This is a genomic window from Burkholderia sp. SRS-W-2-2016 (assembly GCF_001931485.1).
Taxonomy (GTDB): domain Bacteria; phylum Pseudomonadota; class Gammaproteobacteria; order Burkholderiales; family Burkholderiaceae; genus Paraburkholderia.
In genome coordinates, this window is the sequence record NZ_MSDV01000058.1 from 19,278 (window position 1) to 36,636 (window position 17,359).

Sequence of the window (17,359 nt, forward strand, 5' to 3'; positions counted from 1 at the left end):
ACCTCCATTGTTTCACTGTGACTTGCGCACTTGCCCCAGCGCGCGCTGCCGCGCTGCCTGGGCATCCTGAACGAGTCGATACGCGGCGTAGTACTTGTAGATGTTGCGCACGTAAGTGGTCGTTTCGATACCGATCTTCTCGCCGACCACGATCTCGACGTTGTTGAACCATTTGTCGGCGGACAGTCCGCGCGCGGCCGCTTCCTTGCGCATCTTCGCAATGTTGGAAGGTCCCGCGTTATAGCTCGCGAATGCGAACAGCGCGCGGTCGGTGTCGGAGAACTTCGCGTCCGGGAAGTAGCGGGCCATCAGCTTGTCGAGATATTTCGCGCCCGCGTGAATATTCGCTTCGGTCACCTTGATATCGCCGACCGCGAGCTCCTTGCCGGTCGCGGGCATCAGTTGCATGATGCCAATCGCGCCGACGTGGCTGCGCGCGTTCTGGTTCAGCTGCGATTCCTGATAGCCCTGCGCGGCCAGCATCAGCGGATCGAAGTGATACTGCGAGCCGTACTTCTCGAACAGTGCGACCGTATCGCTGAAACGCTTCAGTTCCGCCGACTCCGCATTGTTGGAAATCTGTTTGACCCGCTGCAACTCCTGGCGCAAGCGCACTTCCGCGACGCTTTGCTTCTTCACGTAGTCGCGGTAGAAATCGTTGATTGCCTGCTGCAGCTTCGGACTCTGCTTGCGGATCGCCCAGCCGATATAGCCGCCTTCGCGCACTGCGATGTTCTCGTGCACGACGATGTTGGGCAGGACCTGATCCCAGAACTTCGCCTTCCAGTCGTCGACCACGAGGATCTGGATCAGCCCGACATTGAGCATTTCCATCGCGTCCTCGTCTTCGAGCGCATCGGGCAGCAACACCAGTTTGACCGGCGCTTTGCCTTCTTTCCTGAAGCGCGCGTTCAGCGCATTCAGACTGTCGAAATAGCTGCTGCTCGCGCGCACGTGCACGGTCTTGCCGCTCAGATCGTCGAGCGTGGCGAGCGCGGGAGACTTCGGCCCGGTGACGACCAGTTCGCGGACCGGCGTGCGGTCGCGCGGCGCGACGAAATCGACCTGCTTCAGGCGCGCGTCCGTGGCGGTCAGATTGCCGGCCGCGATATCGCCCTTGCCGGCGACCAGCGCGGTCAGCAACTGGTCGCGCGTGGTCGGAATGATGATCAGCGTGAGCGGACGTTTGCCGAGCACGGGCTGATAGACCTTGTTCAGATAGCGCTCGAAGTCGCGCATCAGCCCCGCGGTCAAGCCGCGTTCGTGACCGAGTTCGTTGAAATAAAGCGTCCTGCTATAGGGCACCAGCACGCGGATCACGCGCCGGTCGAGCATCGCATCGAAGTCGCCGAAGCGCTGCTGGATCGCAAGATCGAGCCGGCGCGGCGCGGCGGGGGCGGCGGCTGAAGCGGCGGCTGACGTCGAGGAAGAGGGAGCCGGCGGCGCGCTGGGCGACACGGCCGGCGCTGCAGCCGCCGGCGTGGACGCGGTCGCGGCCTGAGCGGCGCAGCAGCGGGTCTGCCCGCCGAATGCGCCGAGACAGCAAGCTGCCACGACCAGCAACGTATGAACAAATCGCATGATGTCGCGCCGAGCGCCGCGCTCGTCATTGACTGTCGCGCGTGGCGACGGGTTCCGGCCACCGGGCAGGCCGGTTGCGGCTTCCCGCAAAGGAGGCTCGCATTTCCATGATGGCACAAGCGCACCGGCTGGAAATGAGCCTATGGTCCTATAGCATCCACCACCCGGCGCGGGTGGCGGATGCGCTTCACCACGCTTGCACGCTGCGCCGTTATTGCGCGACCCGCTTCACGGAAAGCGTAAATGACGCGTTGTTCGGCGCGACCGGATTCTGCAACGTTCCGCCATTCACGCTGCCATTGGTGCTGAAGCCCATCCCGACCGCGGACATTCCGGTGCGGGCCGACACGTTCGGCGTCACGCTCGTGTCCTTGTTTCAATCAATGGCGCATGCCGTTCCACACGTCGCTGCTGGTGGTCGTATTCCACACCACGCTGTCGATGCGATCGGCCGTCACGGGTTGACGGGTGATCGAGCGATGCACGAACAGGTGCGTGCTCCACGACCCTCGCTTTTCACCCGGTGCGCTGCCAGCCGCACGCAACCTGTTCGTTCAGCGGGACCGCCGTGAGAAAGTAAGTAGGCGTTCCGTTTATCCTGGCTTGTAGGCCGGCGGCTCGCGCGTCGTGGCAGGGGGATGTTCGGCGGCTTGCGGGCGGGCCGCTGACCGGCTTAGTCGCGCTCCAGCCTTCGACGCACGGTCGCCAGGAGGCGGTCGAACTGCTCGGGCGCAAACGCATTCGCCGCGAGCGCGGCGGTGTCCGGAAAGTTCTCTCGCGCGATATCGGTCAGCACCTGTCCCGGCGGGGCTTCGAGCAGCACGCTCGCGCCCATCTCCTGCATCGCGGTCAGCGCATCGAACCAGCGCACGGTGTAGCGCATGTTGGTCGCGAGGTCGTCGCGGATCGCATCGGCCGTATAGAGCGGACGGCCGCCGCGATTGCCGATGTAGCCGCTGTGCGGCCGCTGGAAAGGCAGCTCGCGCGAGAACGCGAGCAGGTCATCGCTCGCTTGCGCGAGTAGTTCGCAGTGCGAAGGCACGCTGACCGCGAGACGTGTCGCCTTGCGCGCGCCGGCCGCCAACGCGCGCTCGATAAACGCATCGAGTGCGTCGTTCGCGCCGGCCATCACGATCTGGCGCGGCGCGTTGACGTTGCCGATATAGACGCGTTGCTGCGTCGCTTCGGCGTGCCGCGTGGCGAGCGTGTCGACCTGATGTTCGGTGAGACCGGAAATCGCCGCGAGACCATAGCCCGACGGATACGCGCTTTCCATCAATTCCGCGCGTCGCCGGACCATCTTCAATGCATCGCCAAACGAAAGCGCGCCGCAACTGACGGCCGCGGGGTACGCGCCGACCGACAGACCCGCGCTGATCTCCGCGCTCAAGCCTTCGTCGGCGAGCGCGCGGGCGAGTGCAACGCCCGCGATCGTCAGCGCTAGCTGCACGGCGACGGTCGAGTCCAACGCGTTTGATGAGTCGAGCGTCAGCACGTCGATGCCGAGCGTGTCGGATGCTTCCGCCAGCGTGTCGCTGACCGCGCGATGCTGTGGCAGACGATGCAGAAAGCCGTCGCTTTGTGCGCCCTGGCCGGGAAACAGCAGGGCGAGCATCAGGCAGTACCGCCGTGCGTTTGCGCCGCGGCCCACGGATCGGCGAGCAGGCTCGGGCCGCTCGCAGCGCGGGCGAGCACCCGTGCTTTGCCCGCCGCCCATTCGACCAGCGCGACGCCACCTGACGGAGTTTCGAGTTGCGCATCGATGCGCATGCCGATACGTGTCGCGACCGTGTGCAATTGTTCGAGCAACTCGCGCGCAAGCTCGAACGTAAGCGGCTGCCGCGTGCGGATCAACAGATCGAGATCGCTGCCTTCGGTGACGGTCGGGGTGCGCGTCGCGAGTTCGAAGCCGGCGCTACCGGTAGGACCCCATACGAATCCGGCTAGCGGACCACGCGCGTCTTGCTGTAACGAAGCCAACGCGGCAAAGCAGGGCAGCGCGATGCGTTCGGCGGACGGCTGCAACTGCGCCAACGCTTCCGGCGACACCGCATCGACGATATCGTCGGCATGCGCCCATGTGCCGTAACGCTCCGCGCGTCCGCTTCCGCGCATGCCGACCGGAATAAAACCATCGGCAGCGAGCGCGCGCCGGACCACCGCATACGGCGCACGCGCGAACGCGTCGCGCACCCATGCCGGTTCGCCGTCGAACGAACGCAGCGAGTGCAGGCGCAGCAGGTCATGCGGGCGCCACCGGCCGGTGTCCGCAGCGACCTGCGCAGCACCGGCCCGCAAATCACCGCACACGGTCGCAAACGGCGGCGCCGCACACACTCGCATCACACCGCATCCCATTGTTCGGCGAGCCGCCGCCGCACCTCGCTCGACGCCGCACGCGTCTGCCGCGCCGCATCGGAATCGAGCCGCCGCGCAAGGCTCCGGTCACCCGCGCGCGCATCGCGAATCTGCCCGGCCAGCACCGCTCGCACCCGCTCGATCTGCGCGGCATCCGGCGCATCCGCATCGACGCCTTCGATCAACTGATCGAGCAGACCCAGCTTCGCGAACGACGCCATCGAATACGACATCGGCACGATCTTCTCGCCGAGTTCATCGAGCGCTTCGACCGTGCGGCGCGTGACGCGCGCGGCCGCTTCCTTGCCCATCGCGTGAACCATCGTGCCGGGCGCGTCGAGCGCGACGATCCGGTTGGCCTGGTAGCCGTGCGCGAGGAACGCGCCCGACATCGCCGGGCCGACGATCAGCGCGATCACCGGATGACCGGCGTCGCGCGCGCTCGCATACGCATCGACGGCGGCCGCGCACGCGAGGTGGATGCCGAGCATTTCCTCGCGATAGCCGTACGCCTGGCTTTTCACGTCGACGATCGCGACGATCGGACGGCGCGTGCCCGAAGCACCGGCATTCGCATCTGTCTCAATCGCGTCGCGCACCGCGCGCGCGAGCAGCCAGCCCTGTTCGAGCCCGACCACGTTGCTGGTCGCGCGCGGAAAGCGGTTGGCCGGGTCGGGCACGACCGTGATGAAGCGGGCGGTTTCGCCGCCGAGCGGCGCGTCGCCGCTCCACACCGGCGCCGCGCTCGAAGCCGCGCCGGCGAGTGCGTTGAACCAGCGCGCGCCGCGCGTGAGTGTCGTGTCGTTCATGCCTGTTCCCCGTTCGATGCGTGCCGGCCATGCGGGTTGTACACGTCGCGCAGCGTCGTGGGCGTGACGCTGGCGGGATCGATCTGCGCGAGCCGTTGCAGGAACGTGTCGACCTGCTCGCTGCGATGCGCGGCCGGCAGCCCTTGCGCGAACGCGGCCTGCACGGCGTCGCGCACCGCGTCGGTCGCGTCGTCGACGAGCGTGTCCGCGAGCGCGCTCGCGACCCGTTGTTCGCCGCCGATCAACTGCCACACGCGACGGCGATCGCTCGCGTCGAGTTCGTCGATACCGGCTTCCTGCTCGATCACTTCGGGTCCGTTCATCCCAAGCCGCCCCTGCCGCGTCACGACCAGATACGAACACAGCGCGGCCGCCAGCGACATCCCGCCGAAGCAGCCGACCATCCCCGCAATCACACCGACCACCGGCACATGCCGGCGCAGCGCGACGATCGCCGCCTGAATCTCGGCGATCACCGCGAGCCCGAGGTTCGCTTCCTGCAGGCGCACGCCGCCGGTCTCGAACAGCACGACCGGACGCACGAGCTTGCCGCGCTCGCAATCGCGCAGCGCCAGTTCGAGCGCGGCGGCGATCTTGCTGCCCGACACTTCGCCGATGCTGCCGCCCTGGAACGCCGATTCGAGCGCGGCCACCACCGCCGGTTCTCCGTCGATCGTGCCGCGCGCGATCACGCAGCCGTCGTCGGCCTGGCAGACAATCCCTTGCATCGGCAGCCACGGCGATTCGAGCCGGTCGAACGGCCCCAGCAATTCGCGGAAGCTGCCCGCGTCGAGCAGCGCGCGGGCCCGTTCGCGCGCGGGCATTTCGATAAAGCTGTCGCGCAGCAGCGGCGCCGCCGACGTCGCGGCTTGCAGCGAATCGTGTTGATTGACCGCCGTGCTCATACCGTGCCTCCTTCTTCCGCCGCTTCGACCGCTTCCGCGAGCCGCAATGCGACTACGCCGGGCGTCGCGCCGAAGTCGTTGATCTCGATCTCGGCCGCGCCGTCGTAGCGCGTGAAGAAGCGGTCGAGCACGCTCTTCCAGATATGGCTATAGCCGTCGACGCTGGTGCGCACCACCACGTGCGCGCCGAGCGCGCCGCCGCCAGTCGAAGCGGACGGCGACAGCAGCACTTCCAGATCGCCCGAACCGACCACGCCGACATGCGCGCGGGTCGTGACGGCGCGTTGCGCCGGATAGTCGAAAGTCAGATGTTCCATGAGGCTCAGCTCCGGCCGGCGTCGCGATGCGCCAGCATGTCGAGAAAGAGGGTGGCGGCGAGCAGATCGGCGGCGCCGCCGGGCGACGCGTTCAGTGACAGCAACTCGTGTTCGAGCGCGGCGAGCGCGCTGCGGCCCGCGACTGTCGAACTGCCGCCCGCGTCGAGCACGCGTTGCGCGCCGCGCTGACCGGCCTGCAAACCGGCGAGGCCAGCGCGATGCAGCAGGCAGGTGTCGTCGAGCGTGGTCATGATCGCGAGCAGCGCATCGACGCGCGCGGCGTTTTCATCGATGCCATTAGCACGGGCCGCGTGCAGCGCTGGCAGGCCGACGCGCAGTGCGTGCGGAAAGCCGTCCTGCGCTTCCTGCCGTGCGCCGCCGACCTGATAGCGTTGCCGCGCGCGTTCGCCGTGACTGTCGGACGGCGCGGCGAAGCGGTCGGGAAAGCACGCGATTCGCGCGGCCAGCATGCAGACGCGTGCCGCATCCGGATACCTGGGATGCCCAGGTATCGACGCGGGCGCCGTCAACTGCGACTTCACATCCAGCGCGACCCCCGCGACCAGCAAACCGACGATCCAGATCGCGCCGCGATGCGCGTTGCTGCCGCCGGTCGCGCGCATCATGTCCTGCTCGCCGGCGCGGCCGATCTGCGCGAGTTCGGTACGCAGCAGCGCGGACGGCTCGCCACGCCGCCGCGCGGCGCGCGCGAGCGCCGCGAAAGTCGGTTCGAGCGCGTGCGCGGAGCGCAGCATCAGCGCGAGATCGAGGTCGCGATGCGCGCCGCTGCCGCGCTGGTCCACTAGCGCGGGCTTCGGTGTGAGTTGCGCTTCGTCGCTCAGCGCGGTGACCGCGTAGCGCGCGAGTCGCGCATCGTCGAACCACCGCGCGGCGATCCACGCGTCCTCCGAGTCCCGACGACGTTCGAGTAGAACCGCAGCGGGCGCCATCGTCACCAGCTCCGGAAGCGCGCGGGCGGCGCGTACAAACCGCCGGACCAAGTGACCAGATCGTCGATGCTGCGCGCCGCGAGCAGCGAGCGCTTGGCCTCGCCGCGGCGGATGCCGAGATCTTCCGGATACGCGACGATGCCGCGCCGGCGCAACTCGGCGGTCTTCTCCGGCTTCGCGCGCAGACCGATCGGCGTGACGCCGGCCACCGCGGCGAGCGCCGCGCGCCGCTCGTCGATGCCCTCGGCCTTGTGCAGATGCGCGATGCCTTCCTCGGTGACCACGTGGCTCAAGTCGTCGCCGTAGATCATCACCGGCGCAACCGGCATGTTGTTCTTCGCGCCGACCGCGACCGCGTCGAGTTCATCGACGAAGGTCGGCTCGCCGCCTTTCTTGTAGGTCTCGGCCAGCTGCACGACCAGCTTCTGGCCGCGCGCGACCGGCCCGTCGCCTTTCAGCAGCTTCAGCCACGCTTCGCTCGAATGACGCCGGCCGCGCGGATCGTGGCCCATGTTCGGCGCACCGCCGAAACCGGCCAGCCGCCCGCGCGTGACCGTCGACGAATTCGCGTCCGCGTCGATCTGCAATGTCGAGCCGATGAACAGATCGACGCCGTACTGGCCGGCCAACTGGCACAGCACGCGATTCGAGCGCAGGCTGCCGTCGTTGCCGGTGAAGAACACGTCGGGGCGCGCCTCGATATACGCTTCCATGCCGACTTCGCTGCCGAAGCAATGGATGCTGTCGACCCAGCCCGATTCGATCGCGGGGATCATCGTCGGGTGTGGGTTGAGCGTCCAGTTGCGGCAGATCTTGCCTTTCAGACCGAGCGATTCGCCGTAGGTGGGCAGCAGCAGTTCGATCGCCGCGGTGTCGAAGCCGATCCCGTGATTGAGCGAGGTCACTCCATACGGCTCGTAAATGCCGCGAATCACCATCATTGCGGTCAGCACCTGCAAATCGCCGATATGACGTGGATCGCGCGTGAACAGCGGCTCGACCGCGAATGGCCGGTCCGCCTGCACGACCACGTCGACCCACGAGCCGGGAATATCCACGCGCGGCAGTTCATCGACGATCTCGTTGACCTGCACGATCACGATCCCATGCCGGAACGCGGCCGCCTCGGCGATCGTCGGCGTGTCCTCGGTATTCGGGCCGGTGTACAGATTGCCGTGGCGGTCGGCTTTTTCCGCGCACAGCAGCGCGACGTGCGGCGTCAGATCGACGAACATCCGCGCGTACAGTTCGACGTACGTATAGATCGCGCCGATTTCGAGCTGCCCGTCTTCGAGCAGTTGCGCGACCCGCAGACTCTGCGGCCCGGCGAACGAGAAGTCGACCTTGTGCGCGATGCCGCGCTCGAACAGCGTCAGATGTTCAGGACGACTGATGCTCGAAATCAGCAGATGCACGTCGTGCAGTTTTGCGGGATCGACTTTCGCGAGCGAGCGCGACAGGAAGTCGGCCTGCTTCTGGTTGTCGCCTTCGAGCGCGACGCGCTCGCCCGGCTGGATCAGCGTTTCGAGTGCATCGATGATCCGATGCGCGGGCAGCACGCCGTCTTCGAGCCACGGGGCGATCGCGGCAAGGCGGCGGCGTTTTTCGTCGCGTCGGGTCGTCCATGAACGGACGGCGGCGGACGTTTCGGCGGGGTGGTTCATCGGCTCAGTCATCAGCTCAGTCATCGGCTCAATCAGCTCCCGGTGGTGGCGCGCGGGCGTCTGCCGCGCGGCTTCGGTTGATTCGCGAGCGCGGCTTCGGCCTGCGCGCGTTCGGTGAGAAAACGGTGCAGCAGCTCGCCGGTGCCGAGCAGATGCGCGACGACCAGCGATTGCGCGCTCGCGATGTCGCGGCGTTGCACGGCTTCGAGTAGCGCCGCGTGCTCGCTGTCGGACTCGCCCTTGTACGACGGCAAGCCGAACTTGAGCCGCAGATAGCGTTCGCCGCGCCGGTGCAGCAGCCCGATCATGTCCTCGAGCTGCGGGCGGCCGGCGGGCGCGTAAAGACTCATATGGAACGCGGCATTGCGCGCGACGTATAGCGACGAGTCCGCTTCGCGCTCGGCGGCGCGGCACAGATTCGCGGCTTCGCGCAGCGTCGCGGCGGTGTGATTCGGGATGGCGAGGCCGAGCGCGAGGCTTTCGAGCGCCGAGCGGATCTCGTAGATTTCGCGCGCTTCGTCGGCCGATAGCGGCGCGACGCTCGCGCCTTTGTGCACCTCCGCGCGTGCCCAGCCCTCGCTTTCGAGTTGGCGCAGCGCCTCGCGCACGGGAATTGCGCTCACGGAGAAATGCCGCGCGATCGCGTCCTGCCGCAACGGCGCGCCGGGCGCCAGCGTGCCGTCGACGATCGCGGCTCGCAGCGCCTCCGCGATCACGTGAGAGGTGCTTTCGCGCGGTGTGGCGGCCGGTAGAAGCGTGCCGCGTGCCGGCGCTTCCAGGGGAAAACCTTCGGTTGCGTCGCTCATAAGATCAAATATTATATATAAAAAGACGCTAATTAAAGCGCGGGCAAACCCGCAATCGTCGCATCGCAAGTCGCCACTGAAAGCTACAGGAAAGTATTCGCTGAAAGCGCTCGCGCTATCCCATCGTTAGTTGTACGAGGGGCTTGCAGAACATTCAACACGCGTGCGCTGTCGTTTTCGTTAGGTTCGCCAACTAAGTAGTCTGGAGGAGCACGATGAATACAATGACCGACCGCGCTGCGGTCGCACGGCGGCGCACGCCGCTCAACCGTTCGCAGATCGCCGGGTTCTGGGGCGCGTGGGCCGGCTGGACGCTCGACGGGATGGACTCGTTCATCTACGCGCTGGTGCTGACGCCCGCGTTGACCGAGCTGCTGCCGCGTTCCGGCTTCGCGGCGACGCCGTCGAATGTCGGGCTCGCGGGCTCGATCCTGTTCGCGCTGTTTCTGGTGGGTTGGGGGCTGTCGTTCATCTGGGGGCCGCTCGCCGACCGCTTCGGCCGCACCAAGGTGCTGGCCGCGACGATCTTCACGTTCGCGATCTTCACCGGCCTCGCGGCGACCGCGACCAATGTGTGGCAGCTCGGTATCTATCGCTTCATTGCCGGGGTCGGGATCGGCGGCGAATGGGCGCTGGCCGGCACCTATGTGGCCGAGGCGTGGCCGGAGGATCGTCGCAAGATGGGCGCCGGTTATCTGCAGACCGGCTATTACGCGGGCTTCTTTCTCGCCGCCGCATTGAACTACACGATCGGCGTGCACTTCGGCTGGCGCGCGATGTTCCTGACCGGCGCGGTGCCGGTCGTGATCGCGATCATGATCCTGTTGCGCGTGAAGGAGCCGGAGAAGTGGCAGAAGGCCGAAGCGAGTACCGTGCGCGCGAAGCCGCTGCGCGAAATTCTCGGGCCTACTTATCGGCGCCGCACGTGGGTCGCGTCGATTCTGCTGACGATCGCGATCATCGGGCTGTGGGCGGGCGCGGTGTATGAACCGTCCGCGGTGATTCAGCTCGCGACGCGCGCCGGCATGTCGAAGGCCGACTCGATCCGCACCGCGTCGCTGGCTACCGGGCTGCTGTCGATCGGCACGATCCTCGGCTGTCTCGCGTTGCCGCCGCTCGCCGAACGGATCGGCCGGCGCATGACGCTCGCGGTGTATTTCGCCGGCATGGCGGTCGCGATCGCCGCGAGCTTCGGCTGGGCGTTCTATCTGCCCAACGGGCTCGCGCCGTTTATCGCGTGGCTGTTCGTGCTCGGTTTCTTCGGCGGCAATTTCGCGTTGTTCAGCCTGTGGCTGCCGGAGCAGTTCGAGACCCGCGTGCGCGCGACCGCGTTTGCGTTCTGCACGTCGTTCGGGCGCTTTATCGGCGCGGGCGTGAACTTCCTGCTCGGCGCGGCGGTGCTGCACATGAACACGCTCGGCGTGCCGGTCGCGTTGACCGCGCTCGCGTTCGTGGTCGGGCTGTTCGTGATTCCGTTCGCGCCGGAGACGAAGGGCGAGGTATTGCCGCAGTAGCGGCGGTAACCGCGGCCGGCGCGCGTTGTCCCGCTACTTCGCGTGACTGCGCGCCCGCCCGCGAGGAACCAGCAGCGACAGCAGCGGCCAGCCGAGATTGACACCGAGACTCGCGGCGACGATCAAGCCCATCCCCGCGAGTTGCGGCGCCGACAGCGCACGCCCGTACACGACCGCATCGACGACGATCGCGGTCAGCGGATACACGAACAGCAGCACCGCGATCACCGGCGTGCTCAGCTTCGGCAGCGCGCCGTAAATCAGCACATACGACAGCCCGGTATGCAGCACGCCCATGCCGATCAGCCAGAACCACTGCATCGGTGCGATATGGGTGAGCGTCAGGGTGCCCACCAGCGGCGCGACCAGCGGCAGACACACGACGCCGACCGCGCATTGCGTGAGCGTCAGCAGATGCGGGCGCAATTCGCCGAGGCTCTTCGCGATCAGCGTGACGCTCGCATACAGCAGCGAGCCGAGCAGCGCTTCGCCGAGGCCGATCAGATAGCTGCTGTGGCCATGCAGCGTATCGGTCGCGAGCACGCCGGACGCGAGCACCAGCCCGACGAACGCGGTCGCGATCCAGCCGAGCCGGTCCGCGCCCAGCCGCTCGTTGAACAGCGCCGCGCCGATCAGCACGACCCAGAACGGCTGCACATGAAACACCACGGTCGCGACCGCGATGCTGGTGCGATGAATCGCGTCGAAGAAGCCGACCCACTGCGTAACCATCAGTACACCTGAGATCAGCGCGAGCATCAGCGTGCGACGGGTGAACTGCGCGCGCGTGAAAAAGCCTTTCCATGCGCAGTACGCGGCGAGCGACAGAAAGCCGAACAGGCAGCGGAAAAACACCAGCGTCAGCGCATCGAGCCGCGCTTCCTCGACGAACACGCCGAGCGTGCCCATCAGCAGCCCGCCGCTGGCGAGCGTGATCGCGCCTTGTTGTCGTGACGTGAGGGACATGCGTTACAGCTCCAGTAGATGATGTCCGCGAGTATCGGCCCGCTTGCCGTCCATCGACAAACGAATTAAATTGAGCAATTCCATCAGCCGGATTGATAAATCGTGAACCCCGAATTCGACGTCGATTTATTGCGCAGCTTCGTCGCGGTCGTGGACGCGGGCAGTTTCACGAAGGCGGCGGCCAGCGTGCATCGCTCGCAGGCGGCGGTCAGCATGCAGATCAAGCGGCTCGAAGCGATGCTCGGCACCACGCTGTTCGCGCGCAATACGCGCAGCCTCGCGCTGACGCGGCCAGGCCATACGCTGCTCGAATATGCGCGGCGCGCGCTGGCGTTGCAGGAGGAGGCGTGGTCGGCGATCGTGCGGCCCGAGGTGACCGGGCGGGTCGTGCTCGGCGCGCCGGACGACTATGTGTCGTCGCTGCTGTCGCCGGTGTTGCGGCGCTTTTCGACGCTGTTTCCGCACGTCGAGATCGAGATCGTCTGCGCGCAGAGCACCGCGCTCGCGCCGATGCTCGCCGACAACAAGATCGACCTCGCGTTCGTCACGCGCGACCGCAAGCTGCGCGGCGAATTCGTGCGCGCGGAGCCGATGGTGTGGGTCGGGGCATCGGTCGATACGCCGGTGCTGGCGGCCTCGCCGTTGCCGGTGGGGCTGTACGAGCCGGGTTGCGTCGCGCGTCAGCACACGCTGGCCGCGCTGGATTCCGCGCACATCCGCTATCGCGCGGCATTCAGCAGCGCGAGCCTGATGGGGCTGGTCGCGACCGTCGATGCGGGTTTGTCGGTGATCGCGCTCACGCGTTGCAGCGTGCCGCCGCGGCTCGCGATTCTCGGCGAAGCACAGGGGCTGCCGGCGATTGCGCCGCTCGAAATCGTGGTCGCGCGCAGCGCGAAGTCGGACCGGCCAACTTGCGATTATCTGGCGCAGCAGATGGTGCAGGATCTGTCGTTGCGCGCGGTGGGGCGAGCCGGCGCGCAGTGACGGTCGCTACCGCGGGCGCTGTGAGCGCCACGAACGCCACGAACGCCGCGGTCAGAAATTGATCAGCGTCCTCACACCGATCACAAACGTATTGCGCAGCGGCTGCGTCGGATCGTTCGGATTCTGACCCGCTCCCGCGTTGAACGTGTACTGCGCGTCCGCCTGCAATTGCCACCACGGTGCGATCTGATACTGATAGGTCGCCTCCAGCGCGGTTTCGCTGGTGCGCACACCGTACGGGCCGCCGCTGAACGCGCGGAAGTCCTGATCGAGACCGTTTGCCCGATGACCGACCTTGATATAGGTCAGCGCGAGTCCCGCGCTGTCGTTGTCGCGGCCCTCGAACGGCGCTTTCAGCACGACGCCGAGATTGGCCGCGACGCTCACCAGATTGCGGTCCCCCGGCGCGCCCATTACCCGCGCGAATACGTTGAGGCTGCGCGGGCTGTCCGCCGCCGGCCGCCACACCATCTGATCGGCGACCGCGTAGAAGCTGTAATTGCCGCGATGGGTCGCGGCGCTGCCGTTCGACGCCGGATTCGCGAGCGATAGCCCGTTGCTGTCGTAGCGCTGATCCGCGAAACGATCGCTGTGATACCAGAGGCCGATCTTGTAGAGGCCCGGCAGCCCGCCGCTGGCGTTGGCTTCGGCTCCGCCGCCTGCTCCGGCTCCGGCTCCGGCCGATGCCGGCGCATCGCCCTCGGCCGGCTGATTGATCGCGTACTGCAATTCGCCGATCCACAGCGCGCCGTTGCCGAGATTGAAGTTGGTGCCGCTCTTGTTGTTCGGATCGTTGCCGAGCGGGTCGCCCGCGAACACGCCGGCGAGCGCGGTCAGCGACGGCGTGATCTGGCCGCGCACGCGCACGCCGAGCCCGGAGAGCGGATAAGCGGGGCCGCCCGACGGCAGGTCGTACGACGGCAGCGCGGGCCAGCCGAACATCGTGTTCAGGAACAGCGCCGAGTTCGCACTGCCGATGAACTCCTGATCGAGACTTTGCTGGCCGATCTTCACGTCCACGCGTTTGTCGAGAAACGACTGCTGGTACCACAACTCCCATAGCCGTGTCGCGCGGTCCGCGGCGATGCCGCTCGCGGTATTGAGCGTGCCGAGTTTGTTTTCGCTGAAGTTGGTGCCGTGAATCTGCAGCGCGCTGACGTTGAACAGGCCGCCGGGCAGACCGAACGCCTTCGCGGTATCGAGTTGCAGGGTCGCGGTGGTGAGGCCGTCGTAGTCCGCGCCGCGCGCGAGCCCGCCGCGCAGATTGGCGAGCACTTCGCTGGTTTCGGTCAGCGAGAAGGTTACCCCGTACTGGCCGAGCCACGGACGCAGGCCGCCGATATCGCCGAGCAATTGCTGACGCTGCCACAGACCGGTCGCTTCGTCGTGCGCCGGCGCCGCCGCGGCTTTCTGATCTTCGTGCGCCGCTTCGGCATCGGTATCGGCATCGGCGGCGGCTTGTGCGAGCGCGCTGCCGCTATCCAGCGAAGCCCATGCGAAGGCCGCGTATAGAACGAGCCGGCGAAGTTCGGGGGGCGGGGCGAGCTTCATCGAGAGCCTTGTTTGTGTCGTGTCGCGAACGGACGAGCGGAGCGCGACGGCGCGGCGCGTGATCGAACGATTGCATCGACGCTGCCGCGGGGGATTGGCGTGATCGTACGCACGTGGCTCAGGGGCGTCAATTTTGTTGAGAATGATTCTCATCAATTCAGGAACCCCTGAATCCGGGCAATTCGCGCATTGCGTGACGCGGCGTGCCGTGCGGCGTCGTGTAGTGAATGGTTAATGAATGTCCGATCGCAACCGATTAGTCTGTTCATAACGAACCCACGCCGCGCTCCGGTGTCGAAGCGCACGAATTACCCGTAAGCCAAAGTAAGTAAGGAGATATCGATGAACAAGCGCATTCTTTTGATTTCGTTGCTGACGAGCGGCGGTTTGATGCTGGGCGGCGCGGCGCAGGCCCAGATGAATCTGAAGCAGTTCGGCATCGGCGGCGGCGATAGTTCCGCGCAGGGCGGTATCGGCGGGGCGGTCGGCAATGCGCTCGGCGGCGGCGGTTCGAACAGCGCGTCGGCGGGCGGCGTGTCGCAACTGCTGCAAAGCTATGTCGGCGCGAATCAGCAGGTGCTGAGCGGCCAGTCGAGCCTCGCATCGGCGATGGGCATGAGCAGCGCGGCCGGCCAGGCGCAACAGGCCGCGGGGCTGCTGAGCGGCGGCACGCCGTCGGTCAGTCAGCTGACCCAGATGGGCAGCACGCAGCAGTCGCTGTCGCAGAAGCTGACCGATGCGTTCGCGAGTCACGCGAGCGGCAGCGCGTCGGCGACGCCGGTCAACAAGCAGGCGTTCACCGAAGGGCTGACGTCGCTCGGCAAGGGCGTCAGTCAGTATTCGAGCCTGCAATCCGGACTCGGCAGCATCGGCCAGATGAGCCCGGCTTCGCTGCTGCAATCGGGTCTCAATCCGCAGACCGCGCAAAGCGCGTCGTATATCGCGCAGTCGGCGCCGGGGCAATTGCAGTCGCTGATGTCGACGCTGAGTTCGGCCGTGCAGTTCGCGTCGAGCAACGGCATCAGCGTGCCGTCGATCGCGACCTCGGCGTTGAAGGGCGGCATGTAGGCGCCGGCGGGAGCGGTGGCGAGGTAGGAGCAGCAGGCCGGCGCGGCGCGCGCGATGTAAGCGGACGCCGCGCAGGCCGCGAATCGGATCGGCTATGATCCTTTCGCACAAGGCCCTGCCTGCCGGTCTCTCGGCGCGCGCCAGCGCCGGCGGCCGCCCAGCGCCGCTCCCGCAACCCTATCGAAACCACGCCGATGTCCGACCTTCTGAATCTGGAAAACTACTTCACCCGCATCGGCTATCAAGGCCCGCGCACGGCCACGCTGGACGTGCTGCAGGCGCTGCATCGGCTGCATCCGGCCGCGATCCCATTCGAAGATCTGAATCCGCTGACCGGTCTGGCGGTCAAGCTCGACCTCGCGTCGATCGAGCGCAAGCTGGTCGACGAGCAGCGCGGCGGCTACTGCTTCGAGCAGAACACGCTGTTCGCGAACGTGCTGATGCAACTCGGCTTCAAGGTCACGCCGCTGCTCGCGCGGGTGCTGTGGGGCGCCTCGCCCGATGCGAAGCTGCCGCGCACGCATATGGTGTTGCGCATCGAACTCGACAATGAAACGTGGCTCGCCGACGTCGGCTTCGGCGGTGTGACGCTGACCGCGCCGCTGCGTGTCGCAATGGACCTCGCGCAGCCGATTCCGCTCGGCACCTTCCGTCTGATCGACGCCGGGCGCGATAGCGCGCATCTGCAGGTGCTCGCCGCCGACGGCAGCTGGACGCCGGTGTATCACGTCGATCTGCGCGCGGTCGAATGGGTCGATTACGAAACCTCGAACTGGTACACGTCGACGTCGCCCGAATCGTTGTTCGCGCACAACCTGCTGGCGGCGCGCGTGCTGCCCGAAGCGCGGCTCGGCCTGTTCAACGATCAGTACAACGAGCGCGACGCCGCCGGCAAGGTGATCGCCGAACGGCGTCTCGCGAGCGCCGCGGAACTGGCCGACTGTCTGCGCGAGCGCTTCGGTCTGAATCTGCAAGGCTTCGACATCGCGGCGATCTTCGAGCGCGTGCGCACGCGCGACGACGCGAACTGACGGGAGCGCGCCGGGCGGAGTGCCTGACGGCGCACTGCGCGGCGCAATACTGGGAGCACAACCGGGAGCACAACCGGGAGCACAACCGGGAGCACTACCGGGAGCACTACCGGGAGCACTGCGCGGACCACAACGGGGACCACAACGGGGACCACTACGGAGCACCACGATGGTCGCGCGTCTGATCCTGCAATCGCTCGCCTGGCTCGTGTTCATGGGCGTGCTGCTGTTCGGCGCGGCCGGCACGCTCGCGTGGCCCGCCGCGTGGTGGTATCTGCTCGAACTCGCGCTGCTGAGTCTGTGGCTAGGTTTATGGCTCGCGCGGCACGATCCCGCGTTGCTGGCCGAGCGCCTCGCGCCGTTCGTGCAGGCGCAGCAGAGCCGCTGGGACAAACTGTTCATGGCCGCGATCGGAAGCCTCTGGGTCGGCTGGATGATCCTGATGGGCTTCGACGCGATGCGGTTTCGCTGGTCCGCGCCGCTGCCGTTGTGGCTTGCGATCTTCGGCGCGTTCTGCGTGATGCTGTGCATCGTGCTGTGCCGTTCGGTGTTTCGTGCGAACAGTTACGCGGCGCCGGTCGTGAAAATTCAGGCGAGCCGCGGGCACAAGGTCGCCGACAGCGGTCCCTATGCGTATGTGCGTCATCCGATGTACGCGGACGCGCTGCTGTTCTTCATCGGCACGCCGCTGCTGCTCGGTTCATGGTGGGGTCTCGCGGCGCTGCCGCTGATGGCTTACGCGTTCGGTTGGCGCGCGGTGCGCGAGGAACGCGTGCTGGCCGCGCAACTCGACGGCTATACCGACTACATGGCGCGCGTGCGTTACCGTTTCGTGCCGTATCTCTGGTAGCGCCG

Annotated in this window: 17 protein-coding genes; 6 read left to right on the forward strand and 11 right to left on the reverse strand. The window is 66.8% G+C overall.

All coding sequences use genetic code 11. The features are described from left to right. Positions 1-12: 12 nt before the first annotated feature. A complete protein-coding gene (locus BTH42_RS25210; RefSeq protein ID WP_075303894.1) occupies positions 13-1,581 on the reverse strand; it encodes a transglycosylase SLT domain-containing protein in 1,569 nt (522 codons plus the stop codon). 107 nt (positions 1,582-1,688) lie between these two features. Between BTH42_RS25210 and BTH42_RS34990 the strand changes: the two genes are divergently transcribed. After that, positions 1,689-2,153, forward strand: coding sequence for a hypothetical protein (locus BTH42_RS34990; protein ID WP_143752202.1), 465 nt, complete (start codon positions 1,689-1,691; stop codon positions 2,151-2,153). A 101-nt stretch (positions 2,154-2,254) separates the two neighbouring features. Here the strand turns inward: BTH42_RS34990 and mdcH are convergent, their stop codons facing one another. From mdcH to BTH42_RS25250, 8 genes are read right to left on the reverse strand one after another with little or no spacing between them, the layout of a single operon-like run. Then, entirely contained in the window at positions 2,255-3,196 is a 942-nt protein-coding gene (gene mdcH / locus BTH42_RS25215; protein ID WP_075303895.1) for a malonate decarboxylase subunit epsilon, read from the reverse strand. Further along, positions 3,196-3,924 carry a malonate decarboxylase holo-ACP synthase gene (locus BTH42_RS25220; protein ID WP_075303896.1) on the reverse strand — a complete coding sequence of 243 codons (729 nt, stop codon included), beginning with the start codon at positions 3,922-3,924 and terminating at the stop codon, positions 3,196-3,198. Before BTH42_RS25220 ends, mdcH begins: the two co-directional genes overlap by 1 nt. Next, positions 3,924-4,748, reverse strand: a complete 825-nt coding sequence (mdcE, locus tag BTH42_RS25225) for a biotin-independent malonate decarboxylase subunit gamma (RefSeq protein ID WP_075303897.1) — start codon at positions 4,746-4,748, stop codon at positions 3,924-3,926. Before mdcE ends, BTH42_RS25220 begins: the two co-directional genes overlap by 1 nt. Continuing rightward, entirely contained in the window at positions 4,745-5,653 is a 909-nt protein-coding gene (locus tag BTH42_RS25230) for a biotin-independent malonate decarboxylase subunit beta (protein ID WP_075303898.1), read from the reverse strand. The genes mdcE and BTH42_RS25230 overlap by 4 nt, the downstream gene beginning before the upstream one ends. Further along, entirely contained in the window at positions 5,650-5,970 is a 321-nt protein-coding gene (locus tag BTH42_RS25235) for a malonate decarboxylase subunit delta (protein WP_075303899.1), read from the reverse strand. The genes BTH42_RS25230 and BTH42_RS25235 overlap by 4 nt, the downstream gene beginning before the upstream one ends. Positions 5,971-5,975: 5 nt before the next feature. Continuing rightward, the gene (locus BTH42_RS25240) at positions 5,976-6,920 is read right to left on the reverse strand and encodes a triphosphoribosyl-dephospho-CoA synthase (protein ID WP_075303900.1); all 945 of its coding nucleotides are present in this window, start codon (positions 6,918-6,920) and stop codon (positions 5,976-5,978) included. Positions 6,921-6,922: 2 nt separating this feature from the next. Beyond that, positions 6,923-8,584: a malonate decarboxylase subunit alpha gene (mdcA, locus tag BTH42_RS25245; RefSeq protein ID WP_075303946.1), complete on the reverse strand. Its 1,662-nt coding sequence runs from the start codon at positions 8,582-8,584 to the stop codon at positions 6,923-6,925. A 32-nt stretch (positions 8,585-8,616) separates the two neighbouring features. Beyond that, positions 8,617-9,390, reverse strand: a complete 774-nt coding sequence (locus BTH42_RS25250; RefSeq protein ID WP_075303901.1) for a GntR family transcriptional regulator — start codon at positions 9,388-9,390, stop codon at positions 8,617-8,619. 215 nt (positions 9,391-9,605) lie between these two features. Here BTH42_RS25250 and BTH42_RS25255 point away from each other — a divergent pair, with 215 nt between their 5' ends. Continuing rightward, entirely contained in the window at positions 9,606-10,904 is a 1,299-nt protein-coding gene (locus BTH42_RS25255; RefSeq protein WP_075303902.1) for an MFS transporter, read from the forward strand. Between the two features lie 33 nt (positions 10,905-10,937). Here BTH42_RS25255 and BTH42_RS25260 read toward each other — a convergent pair whose 3' ends face one another. After that, a complete protein-coding gene (locus BTH42_RS25260) occupies positions 10,938-11,870 on the reverse strand; it encodes a DMT family transporter (RefSeq protein WP_075303903.1) in 933 nt (310 codons plus the stop codon). A gap of 102 nt (positions 11,871-11,972) precedes the next feature. Here BTH42_RS25260 and BTH42_RS25265 point away from each other — a divergent pair, with 102 nt between their 5' ends. Next, positions 11,973-12,854 (forward strand): LysR family transcriptional regulator, encoded by an 882-nt coding sequence (locus BTH42_RS25265; RefSeq protein WP_075303904.1) that lies wholly within the window; start codon positions 11,973-11,975, stop codon positions 12,852-12,854. A 51-nt stretch (positions 12,855-12,905) separates the two neighbouring features. Here the strand turns inward: BTH42_RS25265 and BTH42_RS25270 are convergent, their stop codons facing one another. Continuing rightward, on the reverse strand, positions 12,906-14,405 hold the full coding sequence (locus BTH42_RS25270; RefSeq protein WP_143752203.1) for a carbohydrate porin: 1,500 nt from the start codon (positions 14,403-14,405) through the stop codon (positions 12,906-12,908). A gap of 342 nt (positions 14,406-14,747) precedes the next feature. On the opposite strand from BTH42_RS25270, the gene BTH42_RS25275 reads away from it, so the two are divergent. The 3 genes from BTH42_RS25275 (at position 14,748) to BTH42_RS25285 (ending at position 17,354) form a co-directional block, all read left to right on the forward strand. Next, entirely contained in the window at positions 14,748-15,473 is a 726-nt protein-coding gene (locus BTH42_RS25275) for a hypothetical protein (RefSeq protein WP_075303905.1), read from the forward strand. Positions 15,474-15,667: 194 nt separating this feature from the next. Continuing rightward, complete coding sequence (locus BTH42_RS25280) at positions 15,668-16,504, forward strand: arylamine N-acetyltransferase (protein ID WP_075303906.1); 837 nt, start codon at positions 15,668-15,670, stop codon at positions 16,502-16,504. 169 nt (positions 16,505-16,673) lie between these two features. Then, complete coding sequence (locus BTH42_RS25285; RefSeq protein WP_075303907.1) at positions 16,674-17,354, forward strand: isoprenylcysteine carboxylmethyltransferase family protein; 681 nt, start codon at positions 16,674-16,676, stop codon at positions 17,352-17,354. Positions 17,355-17,359 lie beyond the last annotated feature (5 nt).

What these genes read in the sequence shown, in the direction of transcription:
- mdcH (WP_075303895.1), bottom strand. Translation starts at nt 3,196, where the DNA reads ATGCTCGCCCTGCTGTTTCCCGGCCAGGGCGCACAAAGCGACGGCTTT.
- BTH42_RS25250 (WP_075303901.1), bottom strand. Translation starts at nt 9,390, where the DNA reads ATGAGCGACGCAACCGAAGGTTTTCCCCTGGAAGCGCCGGCACGCGGC.
- mdcA (WP_075303946.1), bottom strand. Translation starts at nt 8,584, where the DNA reads ATGAACCACCCCGCCGAAACGTCCGCCGCCGTCCGTTCATGGACGACC.
- BTH42_RS25210 (WP_075303894.1), bottom strand. Translation starts at nt 1,581, where the DNA reads ATGCGATTTGTTCATACGTTGCTGGTCGTGGCAGCTTGCTGTCTCGGC.
- BTH42_RS25230 (WP_075303898.1), bottom strand. Translation starts at nt 5,653, where the DNA reads ATGAGCACGGCGGTCAATCAACACGATTCGCTGCAAGCCGCGACGTCG.
- BTH42_RS25255 (WP_075303902.1), top strand. Translation starts at nt 9,606, where the DNA reads ATGAATACAATGACCGACCGCGCTGCGGTCGCACGGCGGCGCACGCCG.
- BTH42_RS25220 (WP_075303896.1), bottom strand. Translation starts at nt 3,924, where the DNA reads ATGCGAGTGTGTGCGGCGCCGCCGTTTGCGACCGTGTGCGGTGATTTG.
- BTH42_RS25240 (WP_075303900.1), bottom strand. Translation starts at nt 6,920, where the DNA reads ATGGCGCCCGCTGCGGTTCTACTCGAACGTCGTCGGGACTCGGAGGAC.
- BTH42_RS25275 (WP_075303905.1), top strand. Translation starts at nt 14,748, where the DNA reads ATGAACAAGCGCATTCTTTTGATTTCGTTGCTGACGAGCGGCGGTTTG.
- BTH42_RS25270 (WP_143752203.1), bottom strand. Translation starts at nt 14,405, where the DNA reads ATGAAGCTCGCCCCGCCCCCCGAACTTCGCCGGCTCGTTCTATACGCG.
- BTH42_RS25280 (WP_075303906.1), top strand. Translation starts at nt 15,668, where the DNA reads ATGTCCGACCTTCTGAATCTGGAAAACTACTTCACCCGCATCGGCTAT.
- BTH42_RS25260 (WP_075303903.1), bottom strand. Translation starts at nt 11,870, where the DNA reads ATGTCCCTCACGTCACGACAACAAGGCGCGATCACGCTCGCCAGCGGC.
- BTH42_RS25235 (WP_075303899.1), bottom strand. Translation starts at nt 5,970, where the DNA reads ATGGAACATCTGACTTTCGACTATCCGGCGCAACGCGCCGTCACGACC.
- BTH42_RS34990 (WP_143752202.1), top strand. Translation starts at nt 1,689, where the DNA reads ATGATGGCACAAGCGCACCGGCTGGAAATGAGCCTATGGTCCTATAGC.
- mdcE (WP_075303897.1), bottom strand. Translation starts at nt 4,748, where the DNA reads ATGAACGACACGACACTCACGCGCGGCGCGCGCTGGTTCAACGCACTC.
- BTH42_RS25285 (WP_075303907.1), top strand. Translation starts at nt 16,674, where the DNA reads ATGGTCGCGCGTCTGATCCTGCAATCGCTCGCCTGGCTCGTGTTCATG.